This window comes from Chitinophaga sp. ARDCPP14, from assembly GCF_051362515.1.
GTDB lineage: Bacteria > Bacteroidota > Bacteroidia > Chitinophagales > Chitinophagaceae > Chitinophaga.
On sequence record NZ_JBKIXB010000006.1, the window covers coordinates 448112 to 468291 of the forward strand.

Here is a 20180-nt window from a genome sequence, read left to right on the forward strand (position 1 = left end):
ATTACCTGTGCCTATTGTTATCAAGGTAGAAAACGCCTCTGTGCCGGATATACTGGAAATAATTAAACGGCAGTCCGGCCACGACATGTCCTATTCCGCCTCCGAATTGAGGTCTATATCCGTCTCTCAATTTTCTGCAAGCGGGAGCATAGCTGAGGTAATGACTAAGCTAAAGCAAAAAACGGGTATCGAGTTTGAAATACTGGGCGGTATCATCTCAGTCAGGCCCGGCGCGAGGAAAAAAACGAGCAATAGCACATCGTCTTTTAAATTCAGTGGTGTTGTCACAGATTTGAAAACAGGGAAACGGCTGGACGAAGTAGAAATTTTTCTTCTTAACGCAGTATCCAGGCTTATTGACAAAACGGCAAGTGATAAAGATGGCAACTTTACGCTAACAGGGCGTGATTCAGTCGGCATGCTGATTTTTACAAAGAATGGCTATCTCGGACAAACAATTACTGTCATAGCCGAGAAGGTGCTACAGGTACGAATGAATGCTAATACGAAACTTATATCTGAGGTGGTGGTGTCGGCAAAAAGAAAACTTAATACACAATCAGCATTACTGAATGATCGTAAGAATGCAGCAACTATTTCTGATGGGATCTCAGCAGAAAATATAGAAAAAACTGGCAGTATTACTACTTCCCAGGCATTACAAAGGGTGGCCGGTGTAACAGTGACGGATGACAAATATGTTGCAGTCAGGGGGCTTGGTGACAGAAGTGTGATCGGTCAGCTGAATGGAATCAGGCTTTCTTCGTCAGATCCTGATAGGAGTGCGATACCATTGGACCTGGTGCCTGCTAATCTCCTTGATAATATCGTAGTGTTTAAGTCAGTTACACCTGATAAACCGGCTGATGCGGCAGGTGGAATCGTGGAATTGAAAACGAAGTCAATTCCCACTATCCAAACCCTGTCAATCACCATTCAACAGGGAAGTAATACCAGTGTTGGATTGGGAGGAAAGGTAAATAGCTATTACAATGGTGATATGGGATTCCTGGGACAAAAAATAAATGATCATAATTTAAGTCAGGAGTTCAAGGCACTAAGTACGCAATATCCTGGGGGACTGGCATCTATTCAGCGTTTGATTGCCGGAGCCAACAACGATCCGTCCTTATTACAGGAAGTGAGCCGCATCAACAGGATTATGCACCAGTTAGACCCGGTGCTTACCACGAGGTATAAACGTGCTCCCCTGGACGGTATTTATAGTATTTCTTATGGTAACTCTTTTACGATTGCAGGGGTACAAAAAATTGGTGTAATATTGGGCGCAAGTTATTATAACCGGTCTGTTGACATTACCGGTGGCACACTTAATCAGTATAGTATTTATGAGGGTGTCATTACCGGAAGCCCCTACATTCACCAGCCCAGAAATATCCCTGCCTATATATCACCTAATAATCCCCGCTTGGGTAAATACCTTTCCTACAAAGAAAATACAGGCACGCAAACATTGAATTATGGTTTTCTGGCCGGGCTTGCGTACCGGATTAACGCAAATCATGAATTCAGTTTTCAGTATATGGGCAGTAGAGGAGCAGAAACACAGGCTTCGCATTTAAACGGCTCTTATAGTTATACAAGCGGTTTTAGCGGTCCTATTTATAGCACCATTTACTCACTTAAGCAAACCTACCGGGTATTTAATACCTATAACCTGCAGGGAGAACATAAGTTCGGAAGGGGTGAATTAGCCCCACGCCTCAGCTATAACCTGGCCTCTTCAAAAGCCTCCCACAATAACCCTGACTATCGCTTTACTAACCTGGTAGAATACTATCCCCAGGGAGGTGGTTACTACCCTGTGCCCAATAATGGTGGCGGAGGCGATCCACAATACATAGGAAGTCCGGCACATTACAGTCTGGTATCCGGTTATGTAACCGGCTATGGTACTTATGGGCTTATACAGGCAGATCCGAATGGCAGGCGTTTTAGGAATATGAGTGAAGTGAACTACAATTATAAAGCTGACGTAATTATTCCTTTTAAACTTTTTGGCAATACGCAAGAGTTTAAAACGGGAGCCAATTATTTATACAGGGAACGTGATTTTTCAGAGTATCAGATGGCTTTGCCGGGGGCTAACGCTTCAGCCAATGCACAATATCCATTGTACGCGGTGAGGGGTAATCTGGATCAATTGGTAGGCTACAATAATATTGGCGTACATCCTTCTTCAGCTAATACTCCGGAAGGTGCACCGCTGGTGAATGGTTTTCTCTACAACAGCCGCCGCTCGCCCAATAATTATATTGGATTTTACGAGACCAATGCACTTTATGGAATGTTAGACCTGCATCCTCTTTCTAAATTGAGAATGGCAGGCGGTGTTCGTTTTGAGAAGACAACTATTCAGAGTAAGGTGGATACCGCTAATGTATTTGTCGATCCTGCTATTACAAAAGGCAATGTGGCACCGATTTTCGTTAACCCGGTTTCCCGTTATGCAGTGAAGTATAAACCGTATTATTCTGTAAACCTGACCTACAATCTTACATCTCTTATGAATGTGCGGCTGGCTTATAATACCACACTGGCAAGACCAGAAATAAGGGAAATGACCAACATATTTGATTTCGACCCTTTTCAGCAGGCTTTGGTGGTAGGTAATCCCTCATTAATTAATCAACATACCAGGAGTTATGATTTCAGATGGGAATGGTTTCCACATACAAGAGAGGTGCTGGCTTTCTCTCTCTTTGGTAAACAAATAGATAACCAGCTTGAGAAAGTTTTTGCGCTCAATACTGCCGGTACCAGTGCTGCTTTCCCTGAATTCCCGACAATAGCCTACCGCAATAACCCGAACCGGGGTAAGGTATGGGGCATTGAACTGGAAGTTGTAAAAGACCTGGGTCGTATCACATCAGTACTGCAGAATTTTTACACCGGCACAAATATATCATTAGTACAAAGCGATGTCGTAAAGACAGATGAGCGTTTGGAAGCAGCCAGGATCATTGACCGCCAATCACCCAAAAATTCACCGCTATTTGAACAGGCTCCATATTCAATCAATGCTTATATCAACTATACAAATCAGAAGTCTGGCAGTGACGTAAGCATCAACTTCAATATGGTGGGAGAGCGGTTAATCCAGATTAGTATGGATGGTACTCCTGATGTATACAGCAACCCGGTTGAGATGCTGGACCTCGTATGGAGCCAAAAGATAACACGGCGTTTGTTATTCAAGGGTTATGCAAAGAACTTATTAAATGCCGCCTTTGAAGAAACCTACAATAATCCTGGTACTGGCAGCACTTTTTATGGAGATAAATATATCAGGAGAAGTTATAAGCGTGGAACAGAATGGATGGCAGGCTTTACTTATCAATTGTTTTAAGGTAAGAGAATATAGTATTATGAAAACGAAGAGAATATTCTGTAAGGCGCTTTGTTATAGCCTGCTGTTGGCAATCGTATTATTATCATCCTGCAGTAAGGAAAAAGAAGAGGCTGGTCGTAAAGATCCCTATAGCGAAAATATCACGCCCTCGCGCACCAGGGTGGTACTGGCAGGAGGAATGGATATCATGGTAAATGGGAAAAAATTATCTAATTGGGGGGCTGGTCTAACAACAGTAGGTGGACCGGACAATCCTCCTTATCCCACCCCATATTTTCCCACTACAGGCAAACTGGGGAGCACTTATTTTATTCCTGCTGAATTTATAGATGCCAAAGGAAAAGCGCTGGTGGAATTGGGCGGAAGTGGCCCGGGAATAACAACAGAAATAGAAGACAGTTATACTAATCCGCTGGATTATTATTATAACGTGCAGGATTATACAGCACCAGGTTTGTTGACTCCCATACCCCGACCAGTAGCAAAACCATCACAGCCGCAAAATATACTCATACGGGTAGTGAACCTGGCCTCTGACGCTGTTGCTGGTAGTGGTACAGATGAAACGCTTAGTCTTGGCTATGCAAATGGCCAGCCGGTAAGTGCTGCCACTTCCGGCATTGCTAAGGGACATTGGTCTGAGTACACTGAGATACCCTATGGTACCTACGAATTCAGAATGCTGATAGATGGAACAGCCAGACAATATCCGCTGGCTTCCTCCCTGAACATTTACGGTGCAGAAGATTTCAGAATAGCCAATACGCTTTTCTATTATACCCAGCGTCGCGTATTCCAGCCGGGGGGTGTTTATACTATTGCAGTATCTCTAAAGATGGCCAGGGATCCTTTTGCAGTGCCCTACCCGGTAAATATGTTCACAGTGATAACAGATCTCAACCCTGCTGTAAATCTATCTTACGCAAGGATACAGGTTGCAAATGCTTTCCCCGATGAAGTGCTCAATGTGTTTGTAGATGAAAAACCGCTACCGTCCATCCTTTTTGGGCAGGCAAGTGATTATGTTATTCTTACCACCGGTGTACACATGATAAAATGGGTGAATGGAAGCGGCACCGTGGAAAAAGAACAAAAAATAAGTGTAAAGGGAGGCGATAATTTCACGGTAGCATTTTATCCGGCGGCAGACAAACAGATTGCCACTACGATCCTTCAAAATAACATGAGCGGAATTATTAATAATGCTTCCAATGAAGATGGCTCCGATGGTAGTACAGCAGTATTTGACCCGGTTTCAATAATGGCCATGAATTTGCAGACCCGTTTTATGAATTTTTGTCCTGAGCTTCCTTATGTGAGCTTCACTGCCAGGAACGGGGCATCACTTACTTCCGGAACAACGGGTTATCCTTCCGCTGCAGTTAACCTGAAGTATGGAACAGCTCCTGATGCCGTGGCATTACCTTATCCTTATATCAGCCTGAATAATACGGTAATAGAAGCTTATGCCTCCCGGCCCGGGTTTATTCCAGGCAATCGGTTAGAAGGGGTATCACCACTTTCACCAACAAACTTTATTCATCTTCCTGCTGAATTTTACTCAGATGGGTTGCCGGTTGGCGAAGCAGGTGTGTATACCGTAGCACTTGTTGGTCATTATGATAATGTGAATCAACCTAAGCTGATTGTTATCAAACACAATAAATAGAAAGTAATGAATAGGATTATACGTCATTTATGTTTGGCTACCGGTATATTATTGGTTGCCACAGGTTGCAGAAAATCAGACTACAACAAGGTGGACAACGCTTCCTATCTGAGGGTGTTTAATACATTGAGTTACGAAGTAGATCTTACCACAAAGGGTAAGAAAGTACCTTTTCTAACTATGATCATAGATCCGCAGATAGATAAAGATGGAGTAGTTACAGGCGGAGCTATCATTGCTGATTTTTTAGATGTAAGAAAGCCTTATGCAGCTCCAGCTTCCAATGCGGCGGGTACGGATTACAAAAACACGGAGTTTCCGGGAAAACTGAAAGTTCCGGTTGCACCCGTTATTAACGGATTTGATTTATCTGGCTGGGCACAGGTACCTGCCGGTCGGCACCGTTTTGTATTTTACATCAGACCTATTACCCCCGTACCCTTTTTAACGCTTCCCGAAACGGAAAGAACGGTCAATGCGCTTATTGCTGATTCAACGCTAGAGATTGCAGCAGGAGAGGTATATACTATGAACCTGTTGGAGAAAGATGTAAGAAGTCCGCAGCTTTCCACGCTGGTTTATTTGCGTCACGAAGTCTTTACAAATATACCTTTTGCCGATTCGTTACTGTACATAAACTTCTATAATCTTAGTGCCAGAGGTTATGCAGAGGCACATCCTGAAATTTCCAGGAGTATTCTTGGCACCAATACGGCTACCGGATGTGCTATTGCAGACAACGTAAATCTGTATTACTTTCTGTATACCCCTGATGTACCTTATCCTTATACCTTAGTGAACAATCAAAGGCCTGCTATTGGACAGACGTCTGTACCAGGTTACAACAATGTGCCCTTGCAGAACCTGCAGTGGTCGCAGGCGCCAACGGTGGCCGCTTACAACGCTATTCCTTTATTCGCAGGGAAAGACACCTCAAACGGTATCATGTCGCGTCAATGGATGCAACTGGCAGTAGCGCCGTCCGGAGTGGGAGGAGCAGGGGGATCGCCATCTCCGGCTAACGGGATGTCAGTTTCTTTTACAAATGAAAGTGACGAGGGACGCGTCCAAATATGGAACAATGACCTCAATCATGCTGCAGGGTTTTTGCTGCCCAGCTTAATCAGGCAGGCGGCTTCAGGCCCTTACCTGCAACGTTCTTTTGCCACTGTATCCAGTATGGAGTTTATTAATAAAAAGATATACCTCACCAGTATTCAGCGCGTCTATGAACGACCGCTGTCCAGGTAAAATATGAAAATGATGAAAAGTAATATACTATTTGTAACCTGCTTGTTCTTAGCGCTGGCAGGCTGTCAGAAACCGGATATGACTGTAAAAGTGGCGCCAGGTACTGCTGCGGTAAGTACTACCGCCAATTATTTAAACAATAATCTCGATTTTTCCATCTTTGCTGCGGCCCTGGCCCAAACTGATCTGGCCGATTCTCTTAACAGCCAGAATGGACTGTATACTGTCTTTGCTGTAACAAATGCAGGTTTTAAGGCAATGAATATTTATACCGTAGCGGAACTGGATAAATGGAGCACCGACAGTTTGAGGCATTTCATTAAAACACATTTGATAGCAGGCAGGATTTCTTATGAGGATTTCCCCAGCGCACTGGATACGCGATATACGAACCGGAACGGGGATGCCTTGTTTATATCATTGTTTGAAAGCGACCTGGCAGTAAACGGTGTGAGAGTAAAAGCGAATCCTACGATTAGTGGAGGGAGCACCGGATATGGTATCAGCTTGTTAAACGGTGTTGTTTATCCGGTAGATGTACCGATTAAGGCTAGTTCAGCCAATATTCAGGATTTTCTGTCTGCAAGGCCGGATATGACCATTTTCGTGGCTGCGCTAAAAAAGTTTGGGTTGTGGAATGTTATGATCAAGGAGGATGGTCTCACCGTGTTAGCTGTTCCGGATTCTGTTTTCTTACGCTATGGCCTTACGGCTGCCTGGATCAATGCCCTGGATACAAACCACTATAAAAAGGTGTTTATGGACTGCTATATTTTAAGGATTAGGGTCTTCCAGTCAGATCTTTATTCTTTTGTGGATATGGTTAATGCTCCCCGCATTCCCGTTACCTTTCCTCCTGAGTTAATGATATCAACTACTGAACCTGGGCTTGCATTGTGCATGCGGGGTTATTACCACATTGATTATCCTTTTGGGTGTTTTGTTTTTGACCTGTCAAAAGAGGTGGCAATGCCCGATGGAAGTGGATCCTCATTCTGGTTTTACCAGATATTAGGCCCTTATGCCACAAATTATCCAAACTACGGCGATCCAATGTCTGGCTATCAGGTTCCCTATATCGGAGAATCAAACACGTCCGGCAGTCTGAAAGGTACCTATATCAACTATACATTGAACAACGGTGTGGTTCATTTGCTGTCCGGATTGCTGTTGACGCCGGACGATGTCAAACGCTAGCGAACATTAAACAATTACTAATGAGAATAAGAAATTTAGCTGTATTAATAATCCTGGTATGTACCTGCTATTCCTGCAGCAAAGTAAAAGAGGTAGTACCTTCTGCAGGTGCTTCTCTGCCTTATGGGGAAAAGATCCCGGTGTCAACCGCCAGGTTAATTGATTCTATTCCGGATTTAAGTATTTTCCGGGTGATATACCGGAATTCTGATGCCATACACTATTTAGACAGTGCCCGTACGGCATCAGGAAAAACTGATCAGCCTTTCACCTTGTTTGCCCCGAAAGATGCAGCATGGCAACAGGCAGGTTATACTCTTGCAAGCGCTGCTGCGCTTTCAAGAGAACAGTGTAATGCGCTGGTGCTTTACCTCCTGGTGCCTGGCCGGTTGTTGGCAGACAGCTTGATGCCCACTGTCGGGGGAACTATGCTTTACCCGGTAATACAAGGGATCAATGTGCCTTATGAAGATGAGTGGGGTACTGTATATAACGGGAAATACACTTATAGCCTTGACCTTGCCTGGCATGAAAGAGAGGTAGTGTTGAACGGCAATCATGCAGGGACCATTTCCTCGATGATCAACGCTTCTGATGGCGCACTATACCTGCTGGATACTGTAATCCGCAAACCAGAGCGTTCAGTGTATGAAGAACTGGTCGCTGATACGGCTTATAGCTTTTACCTGGCTGCATTGGAAAAAAGTAGTGCTATATACACCGAATACAAGGCGGGTATCAGCCCCGGCGATAGGAACGAAGAGATTTTTTTCACAAATGCTGAACCTTTCAATAACTATCTGTCAACGTTAAAGAAATTCATTCCTACGCCAGCCGGTACCAGCAATAAGTTTGCTAATACCTATATTGTTTTTGCGCCTGATAACAATGCATTCAGAAAAGCAGGTTTCAATGATATTGATGACATTGAGCGATTTATTAATAAATCCTATGTAACCACTGATACTTACAAGGATGTAAGTCGCGGCTATCCGATGTACACCAATATGGATTCAGCTTTGTCTTACAGTTTCATTGTGCCGGCTTACACCAGAACTGCCGGATTCGGTGTAGCCTTCAATTATGAGCAAACACTCAAAAATTTATTTAGAACGTTACCATATACAGCTAATCTCGAATCGTCCACGGTGCAACAGGGAGGGATAACAACAGACACTAAGATAGACTTTTATGACTGGGCCACTTTTGATGAAAATACATATGAGTTTGCAATCAATGCAAGCAACGGCAGCATGAAGTGGTTATTTGGAAAGGAAAGCGGCAGAATCTCCCTGCGCAGAGGCGATATACCTAATGGCCGGGTCGCCTACATCGTACCGGCGCATTCCAACATCACCGCTTTGAACGGTGTGATACATCGTATCGACAACCTTTTATTAAACCCACAATGATAATCCCGATTTTAATGAAACGTATATATATCAATTTACTGGTGATATTGCTGTTTTCTGCCTGTTCGAAAGATCCCATAGTGCAGGAAGATATCTATAATACCAGAGGTATCGCAGCGGTAGCCAATAACAATTTTAACCTCACCTTGTTTGCCATGGCAATGCAATCATCCGGTTATACCGCCATTTTGAGCCAGCGGGGTCCTTTCACAGTACTGGCCCCGTCCAATGCCGCATTCAACCTGATGAACATTCGTAATGCGGTCGACATCAGAAATGCCAGCGGTCTCCTTTCAGAAATAATCCCATATCATGTAATAAACCAACAGATTTCATTTGATACGCTTGGGATATCAACTGTTCATACATTTCTTATGGACAACGGGTTGCCCGTGTATATAAGCCGCCGGGAGAATAGCAGGGATACAGCTATTACCGTAAATGGTGTCCGGCTTCCAGGTAACGCACTGCCAACACCAAATGGGAATATGTATTTGCTGGATCAGGTACTGCTTCCATCAACCAGTGGGAATGTGCAGGAGGTAGTTGGCAATGAATCGACGCTTACTTTCTTCAACGCCGCAGTAATGCGCAGTGGTCTTTATAAGATACTAACCTCGTCTGATATCTTTACTGTTTTTGCACCTTCAAACCAGGCGTTTGTTAATGTTGGTATCACCACTACGGACAGTATTTATCGTATGGATCCGGCGTTGCTCGAACATTTGCTGAAAGCGCATATTACAACCGGACGGCGTTTTATCAATGACTACATCTTTATGGCGGATGTTGCGACAGATAACTACACCGAAACGATGATAGATAATGGTGATATACAAATGCAGTTGTTGCCCATGCCCGGTGCTCCTGGCCGTTTTCGCAGCATCCGTTTAAGCAGGTTAAACAACAGCACCGGAATGCTTTGGAGTGCCAGCCTTGTAAAAGAAAATCTTGCAGCCTCCAATGGGGTAGTCCATATTGTCGACAACATTTTTGTTCCATAAACTTACCAACTCATGAATTTTATATTCAGTCTTTGCCGGGATAAAGTCCTGGTCGTATTCCTGTGTTTAATTACCATAGCGTTGCATACAGTGGCGCAACAAACAGATGGAAGTATTTCCGGTACGGTTCGCGATAGCCTGGGGAGTCCGCTGGAAGGAGCGTCGGTCTTAGCATCACATACGTCTTCAGGTACCAGTTTTGCTGCCCGGACTGATAAAAGAGGAGCTTTTTATATACCTAATCTTCGCATTGGCGGACCTTATACTGTCACCGTTTCTTATACAGGAATGAAAGCGTACCAGCAGAATGAAATTACAGTGCGATTGGGAACACCGCTTGAGTTGCAGGTAGCATTGATGCCACAGCATGCGGTTTTGAAAGAGGTTGTGATCAGTACAGGAAAGGCAAAGGTTCCCGCGGCAAACCGACATGGTTCCGGAATGAATATATCCCGTGCCCAGATTGGCAACACTCCAATGATTAGCAGAAGCCTGCAGGATGTTACGCGGACAGTGCCGCAGTCTTCCAAAGACAACTCTTTTGCAGGCACCAATTTCAGGTATAATAATATTACGATAGATGGTGCTATCAATAATGACGCGATAGGTTTCAGTCCTTCTGCAGGAGGAATTACCGGATCTTCCGGTACACCCGGATCCGGCACCCGGAGTAACGCCATTTCATTAGACGTTATAGAAGACATGCAGGTGTACCTGGCGCCTTTTGATGTAAAGATTGGTAATTTCACAGGTGGCAGTATTAATGCCGTAACACGTAGTGGTACTAACACAGTAACAGGTTCCGTATATGGCTATGGCCGCAATGCAGGTATTACCGGAAAAGATAAAGCTGGTACACTGGGTAGCATGGATAAGGATTTCTATGACTGGCAAACGGGTTTTAGAGTTGGGTTCCCAATAGTCCATAACAAGTTGTTTTTTTTCACCAGTGAAGAAATTACCCGGCGGCAGGATCCCGCTCAATTGATAGCTGGTCAGCAGGAAGTGGCGGGTATTCTTAGCAGTCAGGATGTAGCGCTGATAGAGGCGGAGACGGAAAAGCGTTATGACAGAGGCTTTTTTGGAACAGCAGGGGCATTTAACACCAGTTCCGAATCTGAAAAGTTTTTTAATCGTATTGACTGGAACATCAATGAGCGTAACCAGCTGTCCGTACGCAACAATACTATTCGCTCCCGGTCTTTAAATCTTGACCGGGACCAGTTAGATTTTCGTTTTAGTTCGATGGCGTATCAGCAGACCAATAACCAGGTGTCTACAGTAGCTGAGCTTAAAACAAGATTGTCCAACGGCTGGTCAAACAGTCTTATTGTTGGCTACACTACAATACATGATTACCGGATGCCTACTGCTGATCCTTCCCTGCCACAGGTGCAGATACGGGGTCGTACACCGGGTACAACCATCTATATGGGAACTGACAGAGAAGCTTCCGTATTTGATATGAAACAAAAAACATGGGAAATTACCAACAATCTTACCTGGCATACCGGCAAACATACCTTCCTGTTTGGTACCCACAATGAGTTATATCACATCAACTATGGGTTTGTTAATGCCTGGAACGGACGGGTAGACTATCTTAGTATTGAAGATTATCTTGGTAACCGGCCTTATCGTGTAAGAGGAAGTTATAGCTATACAAATAACACAAGATCATATCTTCAGAATAACCCGGGAGCTGTTTTCAACGTTGACCTGCTGAGTGCTTATGTGCAGGATGAAATTAAAGTAACTGAACGATTTCAAATCACACCTGGCATAAGGGTTGACTATACATTGTTGCCGGACAAACCGGATATAAGCGAAAGGGCTGTGGAAAGTATGACAGATGAATATTTTGGCAATACTTATTACTATACGCCTCTGAACAGGATTGACAATAATTATCTGAACAAATTACAGATATCGCCCCGCATTGGCTTCCGTTACGATATCTCCGGCAACAGGAAGTGGATCCTGCGTGGAGGCGCAGGATGGTTTACCGGCCGGATACCCTTTGCATGGCTGGGTTATGCCTACTATAACACAGGCATCCACTACGGGGCCTACGATCAGCGGGCGGACAAACAACCTTTTGTGGCGGGAACGGACCCCATTAAACCTTCTGTAAATGGTATCGCTGATTTCATCGCACAAAACGGCCATGTTATCAATAACGCCGCTGTAGGCGTCACTCAAATTGATGTTATCGACAATCAGTTCACGATGCCGAAGGTGCTACGTACTAACCTGGCTCTGGAACATACTACGAATAATGGCTATGCACTTGGTGTGGAAGCGCTGTATACAAAAACGATAAAAGATGTTTTCTTTCAACAGATCAATGTAAAGGATGCTCCTCTTTATTACGGCTTTGACAAAGAGCATCAAATGCCTGTATATCCAGGTTCCTCAGATCCAGGGTTTACCAATGTTTACCAGCTTTCCAATACCGGTTTAGGGCACCGTTTCTCTTTCACCGGCAGTATCAGGAAGCAATTTAAACAGGGAGGTAATTTCTCTCTGGCCTACACATATGGTCAGTCTAAAGATGTTTTCAACGGTATTCGTAACTCAATGGAGAGTAACTGGCAATTAAACCAGGCGCTGAATCCTAACAATGCCGGGTTGGCCTGGTCCAATTTCGATATCAGGCATAGGATCGTTGGAAACATTGGCTACCTGAAAGAATGGCCTAATCGCTGGGTCACTATAATGAACCTGTTTGTGAGTGCACAGTCGGGAAGTCCTTTTACCTACGGCATCGTCAATTACAGTCTGCAGGGATTATCACAGCAGGTGAGCCTGGCCTATATTCCTGAATCAACGGAAGCGGTGCGGTTTTTCCAGGACGTGCAACAAGGTAGTACGGTTGTCACAGCAGAACAACAGGCGATGGCCTTCAACAGTTATATAGATGGAAATGCTTACCTGCGGTCCAGACGGGGTAATTTTACAGAACGTAATGCTGGTCGTACACCCTGGAACGTTAACGCAGACCTTCACCTGGCGCAGGAGTTTCATTTTGGGGAAAGCAAACAGTTCGTTACACTTTCTTTTGATATTATGAACGTAACCAACCTGATTTCCAGCAATTGGGGCAAAGTCTATTTTTCACCAAATACATTCAATTCCACGGCAAGCGTTGGACTGATACCTTCGCAGTTTCCTGAAAAACAAAATCAAGGTCAATACCCTGTATTTACTTTCAGAGAACCGGGAAAACCTTATTCAATAGACTATTTTGGTTCAAGAGCACAAGGGCAGGTGGGCTTGAGATATAATTTTTAAATCCCTTTTTATTTAGTAATCATGGACCTAGTTCACCACTTAGTTCCTCAACGAGTTGACATGAATTGATATAAAATGGGCTAAATATTTTTTTAGTCTTTGCAGATTTAATTGGTCTACAAAGAATAAAATGAAAAACACCTAGTACATCTATGATCGCAAGATGCTTTCTGGTTAAGCATTTGCGGGGAGTTCCATTAGTTTAAACTGGCGATAAATGAATTGAACGAGATGACTTGGAGAGGCACTATTTTGACGGCTGCTATGACTTGAAATACGTTGAAATAATTATTCGTAAATCAAATCCCGCTGAAAGTGGGCGACTGTAGAGGGTTTGCGCCGATAATGGCGGTCGGTTCACCACTTAGTTCCTGCGGAAAATAGCCCTGTTTTTAAACAGAAAAGCATGAAATTCAATGCTTTGAACTTCATGCTTTGACTCCGTTGGTCGGGGCGACTGGACACATTTCGAACTTTATCATGGAGGATTTGACCATTATAGGGCGGTTTCATGCACAAAACAGCACAAAGTGACAAAATTACATCCTATATAAACTGATCGTCCTATTTTTCAGATCAACTAATATGCTTATCTTATTTCTTTAGTCGAAACAAAACAAATAATGGATATTTAGAAAAACCCAGCTGGGCGAGAAAGGCACCATCGACAACCATAGCAATCATTTAAATGTTTGGGTAATGCCACCATCAAACCGATTGATATCATTAACAATATAGTCGTATTCAAAAAATTAAATATTCAACAACCTCATATACTTTAAGTTATGTTTAAATTAGAGGATAAGGTAGTTGCAAAAGAAGTTAGTGCAAGTATTCTAAAATTAATCCTTAGTGCTACTCCTGGTGGAGCATTTATCAATGAATATATAGAAATACGTAGTAGAATTAAGCAGGAGCGATTTAATAATTTTGTTTCTCAGCTTTCGGAATACCTGACCAATAATAAAATTGAAGCGAACGCGAATCTAAAAATGGAAGATTTTGGTGATCTATTTGAATCAGTTCTCAGACGCGTTACTGCTACCAAATCCGCTGAAAAGCATTCTCGGTTCAGAGACATTCTTTTAAATTTTATGGAAAATGCAGAAGTTGAAATTGATGAAGCAGAGATATTTCTGGATCTAGCTAATGACTTGAACGATATTGCTGTAATAATTCTAAAGCATCATAAGATATTGAAAAGAGAATTTAGTGAGAAAAATACTAGGTTATATAAATTGGAACAGAATCTACCAGTTCTGAATGGAAAAGTCGTCAGGGAAATGGCGTTAAAGGAAAAAGGGGTTGCCAACGATTTTGATGTGGTTAACCTGCAGCGACTGGATACTGATTTAACGATAAAGAAGTTAAAAGTTGAAATTAAGGAGCTTGATGCAATCAAGATGCCTTCGTTCTATAACCTTGATGAATATACATTCCTATATTATAAGCAAATTCTCCTATCGAAAGGTCTATTAAAAGATAATTTTGCTGGTAATACTATTGGAGGAAGCCCTTTTATATATATGACGATCACAGAATTTGGCGAAAAATTTATTGATTTCATCTTGAGAGCCTAATAATTTCTCCGAAAATTATCATGTGACATTATAAAAATAGAAAAGTTAAGTTATGGAGAATTTAAAAAGAGAAATTGATCAATCTCTGAATAAAATCGACTTATTAGATGTTCAATTTCAAGATTACGCTAAGCAAATGATACTTCCGGATTCAAATATGTTTCTCCTTGACATTTATGCAATTGGAATTGTAAATAGAGCGCTATCGCTAACCTCTGGCTTTAGTACTTTAATTAGACAACAGAATTTTATTGCTGCATCTCATTTAGTAAGACCTTACCTAGATACTTATCTGCAATTTTTTGCAGTATGGCAAGTCTCTGATATCAATAAATTTGTATCAGATGTCATGAAAGGGGATCGTATTGATAAGTTAAAAGATAAGAATGGAGTTTTAATGCAAGACAAACACCTCGTAACTTTAGCATCTATTGATTATGAATGGATGTTAAATGTGTATAAAGAAACTTCAGGGTTTATTCATTTTAGTAAAAAGCACATATTCACATCAAGTAGGCTTAAAGATCCGGACAGCAGAATTATTGAAGGAAGGGTTAGTAAGTACGATAAATATGTTCCTGATGAATCCAGGCTGGAAGCTGTTCAATGTATGTTAGCAATATCTCAGGCTATTTTTAAATTATTGGAAGGCTGGATATGGACCAAGCAAAATCCAGAGGAATTAGAAAAGATAAAGGAAAAGGAGGCTTTTAAAAATCAGTGGAGCAAAAGGGTAAAGATCATTGGAAATCTTTATACCGCATTAAATGAAAAGAGAGTTAGGGATTCTCTCGCCTTCTTACACGAAAACGTACTTTGGCCGACCTCAGATCCAGAGAAATTCCTTGAGGGCCACGCCGCAGTTAAAAGTAATTGGAAAGAGCTTTGGAAAACTACAACAGAAAATATACAGCCTATTTCATTCTCAGTCCTAGAAAGCAAAGACATTTTGATCGATGCCCATGTGATAGTTAGAGATTTGAACATGGCAGTAAAAGAAGATTATAAAACACAACATTTATTTGAATTTGATAACGACCTAATTAAAAGAATTGATATAATTCCTTATAAAGACTAATGCTGCGAATCGAAAGTGTCAATGGAGACATGGGTAGGTATTTTTGATTAAATACTAAAATGTAATACATTGCAATATTATTTACTATAAAAGCGCCGTATATTGTGAAATACAAACATTGTGTGCAACTTTCTATAAAATAACCATAAACAATTAATGTATATGAGTAAAGTTGGAGGTCAATTGATACAGGTTATCAGAGATAATGAATTTAAGAACATAACGAAGGATTTAGTCGAGAGTGCTATCGATACAAATTTGGCAGAAGGCTTTTTGAAGGATGTGCCGTTTCTTTCGACAATTATAAGTTCATTTAATCTAGTTACTAACATTAAGGACAGATTGTTTGTCAAAAAATTGCTAACATTCTTATACGAGCTAAAATCCATTTCAGAGGATGAAATACTAGATCAAATTATCGAGTTAGAAGATAGCAATAAATACAGAACTAAGGTTGGAGAAAAGCTACTTTATATCATCGATAAGTGTGAAGATCCTGATAAAGCTTCACTCACAGGCTTACTTTTTAAATCTTACCTTGAAAAAAAAATAGACTATGATGAATTTTTAACTGCATCAAATACAATAGAAAGGACGCCTTTACCAGACCTACTATATTTTATAGACAATGATTTCGATGACTGGGGTTTGGATAGTGGCGGTTCTGAATATGTCTCCTATGGCTTAATGGAGATTAGAGTTTCTAAACCAGAAATAAAAGTATCAAGTGACTCTCGTTATGATTATGATGAAAAATATGCACCATCTGAAGAGGAAATATTGCAAGATAAAATAGATATTACTGGCTTTGATATTAAAGCTTGTGTTAGTTGGAATGGAAGAACAATTAGAAAGTGTTTGGCAAATAGATAGGCTTCTCTACATCGTATATAAATAAACCTCATTAGTTTAGAAGCATCAATAGAGAAATATTCTGGCGAGATTACCCCTTCCGGCCTCTTTAAGCAAACCTCTTTTTTATTTTAGCTCAAAGATCTTCGGTAACCCAAAGGGAAGAAGCGAGCCGGAACCCGATCCAGCGGTAGCCTATCTTGTTGCGGTTGCGATAGGCTATGCGGCTGATAGCGGGTTCGCGGCTCCAGTTACCGCTGCGGATAACACGATGCGGTCCTGTTGCAGGGCCCTTCGGATCATTTCCCGGAGTTTTACCATAATAGTTTGCATCATACCAATCGTTGCACCATTCCCATACATTGCCCGACATATCATACAATCCCAATTCATTGGCCTCTTTTTGTCCAACAGAATGAGTATTTGATCCGCTGTTGCCAGAAGTTCAGGCTACCGCATTGATATCATTACTACCTGCATATTCAAATTTCTTGCTCTTTGTACCGCCTCTTGCAGCATACTCCCATTCTGCTTCTGTGGGCAGGCGATAGTTTTTACCGGATAGGGTATTCAGCTTTTTTATAAATGTCTGGAGCTGTATTGCTGCAAAAAATACTTATATGCTTCACTATTTCTTCCCTGTTGCCCCTTGCCATGCCCTTATTCTCATACCGGTTAGGTTTGGTGATTAAAAAGTAGTTCTTGCTGTCTTATTAATTTTAATACTTTGTATATTCATAACCATTATGAAATTCACTTAACTGAAAGATCTAATAACGGTATATGGAAAAATTTTTTGTTGAGGAAACCGATGGCATCCAACCTGCGCTGGACTGGTTTTTATCATTCATAGGACCGGAAGACTGGATAAAGCGAAAACAAGCAATTGAGAAAAAAATAGCTTTTGAATATGATAATCCCATGTTCAAAGGGAAAACTAAAGATAGCATGGTTCCCCTTACGGACAAAGAGGACCAAATTGGATGGTATTTGTATCTGGCTGAAAAGTCATTGACAGATCCACCACAATATGAGGTCATACAGGGGGCGCGGGTAATGCCCATCTTCCAACGGATTGGTACCGATTTGGAATACTTAAGTAAAATTGAAGGCCTGAAAAAAAAGGTCAGATTCCTGGTAAAAAAGGGTAGAGCCTCGGCTGATTCGATTCTCTTTGAAATACTGGTGGCACTATTATGGACCAAGAATGGCTGGAAAGTATCCATTATTCCTGAAAATCCTCCTGCAAAGACACCCGATCTGCTTGCGGAGATGGATGGTGAAAAGTGGTTTATTGAATGCAAAAGGCTGAATAAAACATCAGATTACAGTGAAAGAGAGCGTGCAAAATTGCTCAAAATGCTATCTTATATAAGTGCCGTGTTATTAAAATACCATGTTTTGCTGGATATTACTTTTCACTCCGAACTCGAACAACTACCTGACGACTTCCTGGAAAGGGAATTATCAGCGAAAATCCCTTTAATCACGAACCGGATGAATGTTATATCCAATGATACCTGGGAGGTAAATATCGACTTCGTGGATTATGGGAAAATAAATGATCACCTGAAAAATTGGGTAGTAAAATATCCATCACCACAACTATATTACTTGATAGCGGGAAAAAAGATTGATCCAGCAGGGTTTTCAAGTGGAATAAAGGCCAGTTTCCAACATCACGGAAAAGGCACGGGAAATGGACAGTATGTAGACCAAATAGCGCAAGCCTATGGCGTAAGCTGGAAATGTGATGCACAAAAATCCATTGATAAAAAAGCGAGAGACATCAAAAACCACATCATTGATGCATGTAAACAGCTTCCTGATTATGAAAATGCAGCAATTCATGTTGGTCTTGAAACATTAGACGGCATTGCAGTAGAAGATCATAGACACAATAAAATCTACAATACTATAAATTTTTTCGATAAAAAAAACACAGGTATCAAATGGATTTACTGCCATTTCTTTCAATCTTATGCTCCACCGGAAAGCCTAACATGGGTCTTTGATGAAACCATCAGTTACTTCTCGGATAATCCGCACCAAAAGAATGGCCCTCTCGATAATAGATATGTAATTTTGCCGCCTGGTGCTAAGGATTCAGATGACGTACACTGGCATAAGCCCACACCTTAAAAGGTAGCAGTAACGTTGTAAAGACTATGACGTCATTGTGGTGCTAATCATTCAACACATTCAGCACTAAGTTGATGCAAGACAAAGCACGATAATTATTCGAGGCTTTTGCCCGTTGGAAGCCCTCTTTAAATCCGGGGCTATTTTGTTAATCTAACTGACACCCATTCTACTTCCATCTTTGGGGAATGCCTGGTCAGGTAAGCTCAAAATAAACCTTTACTGGCTTGTGTTTCCCATTCCATCATCGGCAGGATCACCGATCATTTTTGAATGCTTCTGGCAAAACCCTATTTATTTCTCGCTGCTTGGGATTGAATGATTCACTTTATCTTTATATGGTAACAACTTTTGCTAGAAAGCTACTTGTTTATCATAGATATATATTCTGGAGGTGTTACTACTTTAGTAGGAATTTTAAGCTTGTTGTAGACTAATTTAGCCTTATTCGCACAACGTAAATCCAAAGTGACAAAATACTCGCAATGTGAAGCGTAAAAACAATGTAACGCATCATCAAGCAGATTAGCGAATCTCTCATCTTGATTGTAACCTTTCAAGTCAGTTGTTGTAAATAGGTGTATGACCTTGTCATAGAATACATTAGAACTCGGCTTAAAATCAGGAATTGCTAAGTCCCATACATCATCCCATGTTATGCTTTTGGGTGTACCAATTATTTTATTATGCATAACTTGATAGAGATTCTTATATGAGGGGAATTTTTGCTGGCATTCAGTCAGAAATTTTCGATAATTTTTATATAAGGCGTAGTCGGTCTTTATTTTACGCGCAAAGTCGTAAAGGTCTTCGCACAGAGATAATTGATTCATTTCAATCTTTGTCTGTGGGAAAATACTACTGAAAATAGGATTAACTGAATAGATTGCTCGGAAACTATTGTCTACAGGTTGAAGCCTCATCATCATCTTTTGCATTCCAAAGACGCTTTGCATCAATGGATCATCTAGGCTATTAAATAAACTAGAAAAAGTGGCTGCTGTATTTTCAAATTCCTCAACTGTTGATTCGAGGAACTCCAACGGCTGTCGATAATGAATTCTTACTTTCGTTTCACCCCAGTATTGCACCATGCACAAATTTTTTGTCATATCTGTTATGTGCTGAAGGTGAGCTGGTGTATAAATGGGATTTTTGACATATCCTCTATATAGGTCGCTAATATGAGCATTGGAATATGGAGTACTTATTTTATTTTCATGGATTATCTGAAGTAGTTTTCTATATATTGGAGTGATGTCATCAGGTAATTCGGAGATTTTTTCAAGGTTATTAAAAACATTCCAATCAAGATAAACCATATCTAT

General features: G+C 41.4%; 12 protein-coding genes and 1 pseudogene. 11 read left to right on the plus strand and 2 right to left on the minus strand.

Features of this window, described 5'->3' with window-relative positions:
- Nucleotides 1-160 precede the first annotated feature (160 nt).
- From ACLHR0_RS19275 to ACLHR0_RS19320, 10 genes are all read left to right on the plus strand, one after another.
- Complete coding sequence (locus ACLHR0_RS19275) at nucleotides 161-3370, plus strand: TonB-dependent receptor plug domain-containing protein (protein ID WP_436488789.1); 3210 nt, start codon at nucleotides 161-163, stop codon at nucleotides 3368-3370.
- A gap of 19 nt (nucleotides 3371-3389) precedes the next feature.
- Nucleotides 3390-5042, plus strand: a complete 1653-nt coding sequence (locus tag ACLHR0_RS19280) for a DUF4397 domain-containing protein (protein WP_436488791.1) — start codon at nucleotides 3390-3392, stop codon at nucleotides 5040-5042.
- Nucleotides 5043-5048: 6 nt separating this feature from the next.
- A complete protein-coding gene (locus tag ACLHR0_RS19285; protein ID WP_436488793.1) occupies nucleotides 5049-6293 on the plus strand; it encodes a hypothetical protein in 1245 nt (414 codons plus the stop codon).
- A 9-nt stretch (nucleotides 6294-6302) separates the two neighbouring features.
- Nucleotides 6303-7490: a fasciclin domain-containing protein gene (locus tag ACLHR0_RS19290; protein ID WP_436488795.1), complete on the plus strand. Its 1188-nt coding sequence runs from the start codon at nucleotides 6303-6305 to the stop codon at nucleotides 7488-7490.
- 20 nt (nucleotides 7491-7510) lie between these two features.
- Entirely contained in the window at nucleotides 7511-8902 is a 1392-nt protein-coding gene (locus ACLHR0_RS19295) for a fasciclin domain-containing protein (protein ID WP_436488797.1), read from the plus strand.
- Nucleotides 8903-8916: 14 nt separating this feature from the next.
- A complete protein-coding gene (locus tag ACLHR0_RS19300; protein WP_436488799.1) occupies nucleotides 8917-9906 on the plus strand; it encodes a fasciclin domain-containing protein in 990 nt (329 codons plus the stop codon).
- Nucleotides 9907-9918: 12 nt separating this feature from the next.
- The gene (locus ACLHR0_RS19305) at nucleotides 9919-13200 is read left to right on the plus strand and encodes a TonB-dependent receptor (protein ID WP_436488801.1); all 3282 of its coding nucleotides are present in this window, start codon (nucleotides 9919-9921) and stop codon (nucleotides 13198-13200) included.
- Nucleotides 13201-13985: 785 nt separating this feature from the next.
- Complete coding sequence (locus tag ACLHR0_RS19310) at nucleotides 13986-14780, plus strand: hypothetical protein (RefSeq protein WP_436488803.1); 795 nt, start codon at nucleotides 13986-13988, stop codon at nucleotides 14778-14780.
- A 52-nt stretch (nucleotides 14781-14832) separates the two neighbouring features.
- Nucleotides 14833-15858, plus strand: coding sequence for a hypothetical protein (locus ACLHR0_RS19315; protein WP_436488805.1), 1026 nt, complete (start codon nucleotides 14833-14835; stop codon nucleotides 15856-15858).
- Nucleotides 15859-16020: 162 nt separating this feature from the next.
- Nucleotides 16021-16731, plus strand: coding sequence for a hypothetical protein (locus ACLHR0_RS19320; protein WP_436488807.1), 711 nt, complete (start codon nucleotides 16021-16023; stop codon nucleotides 16729-16731).
- A 115-nt stretch (nucleotides 16732-16846) separates the two neighbouring features.
- On the opposite strand, the pseudogene ACLHR0_RS19325 reads toward ACLHR0_RS19320, so the two are convergent.
- Nucleotides 16847-17311: pseudogene (locus ACLHR0_RS19325) on the minus strand (formylglycine-generating enzyme family protein).
- Between the two features lie 182 nt (nucleotides 17312-17493).
- Between ACLHR0_RS19325 and ACLHR0_RS19330 the strand changes: the two are divergent.
- Nucleotides 17494-18852 (plus strand): hypothetical protein, encoded by a 1359-nt coding sequence (locus tag ACLHR0_RS19330; protein ID WP_436488809.1) that lies wholly within the window; start codon nucleotides 17494-17496, stop codon nucleotides 18850-18852.
- Between the two features lie 362 nt (nucleotides 18853-19214).
- On the opposite strand, the gene ACLHR0_RS19335 is transcribed toward ACLHR0_RS19330, so the two are convergent.
- The gene (locus tag ACLHR0_RS19335; RefSeq protein ID WP_436488811.1) at nucleotides 19215-20174 is read right to left on the minus strand and encodes a hypothetical protein; all 960 of its coding nucleotides are present in this window, start codon (nucleotides 20172-20174) and stop codon (nucleotides 19215-19217) included.
- Between the last annotated feature and the right edge of the window lie 6 nt (nucleotides 20175-20180).

Bases quoted from the DNA above. Each gene is read 5' to 3' on its own strand.
- ACLHR0_RS19275 (WP_436488789.1), top strand. From the start codon at position 161: ATGACTAAGCTAAAGCAAAAAACGGGTATCGAGTTTGAAATACTGGGC.
- ACLHR0_RS19280 (WP_436488791.1), top strand. From the start codon at position 3,390: ATGAAAACGAAGAGAATATTCTGTAAGGCGCTTTGTTATAGCCTGCTG.
- ACLHR0_RS19285 (WP_436488793.1), top strand. From the start codon at position 5,049: ATGAATAGGATTATACGTCATTTATGTTTGGCTACCGGTATATTATTG.
- ACLHR0_RS19290 (WP_436488795.1), top strand. From the start codon at position 6,303: ATGATGAAAAGTAATATACTATTTGTAACCTGCTTGTTCTTAGCGCTG.
- ACLHR0_RS19295 (WP_436488797.1), top strand. From the start codon at position 7,511: ATGAGAATAAGAAATTTAGCTGTATTAATAATCCTGGTATGTACCTGC.
- ACLHR0_RS19300 (WP_436488799.1), top strand. From the start codon at position 8,917: ATGAAACGTATATATATCAATTTACTGGTGATATTGCTGTTTTCTGCC.
- ACLHR0_RS19305 (WP_436488801.1), top strand. From the start codon at position 9,919: ATGAATTTTATATTCAGTCTTTGCCGGGATAAAGTCCTGGTCGTATTC.
- ACLHR0_RS19310 (WP_436488803.1), top strand. From the start codon at position 13,986: ATGTTTAAATTAGAGGATAAGGTAGTTGCAAAAGAAGTTAGTGCAAGT.
- ACLHR0_RS19315 (WP_436488805.1), top strand. From the start codon at position 14,833: ATGGAGAATTTAAAAAGAGAAATTGATCAATCTCTGAATAAAATCGAC.
- ACLHR0_RS19320 (WP_436488807.1), top strand. From the start codon at position 16,021: ATGAGTAAAGTTGGAGGTCAATTGATACAGGTTATCAGAGATAATGAA.
- ACLHR0_RS19330 (WP_436488809.1), top strand. From the start codon at position 17,494: ATGGAAAAATTTTTTGTTGAGGAAACCGATGGCATCCAACCTGCGCTG.
- ACLHR0_RS19335 (WP_436488811.1), bottom strand. From the start codon at position 20,174: ATGGTTTATCTTGATTGGAATGTTTTTAATAACCTTGAAAAAATCTCC.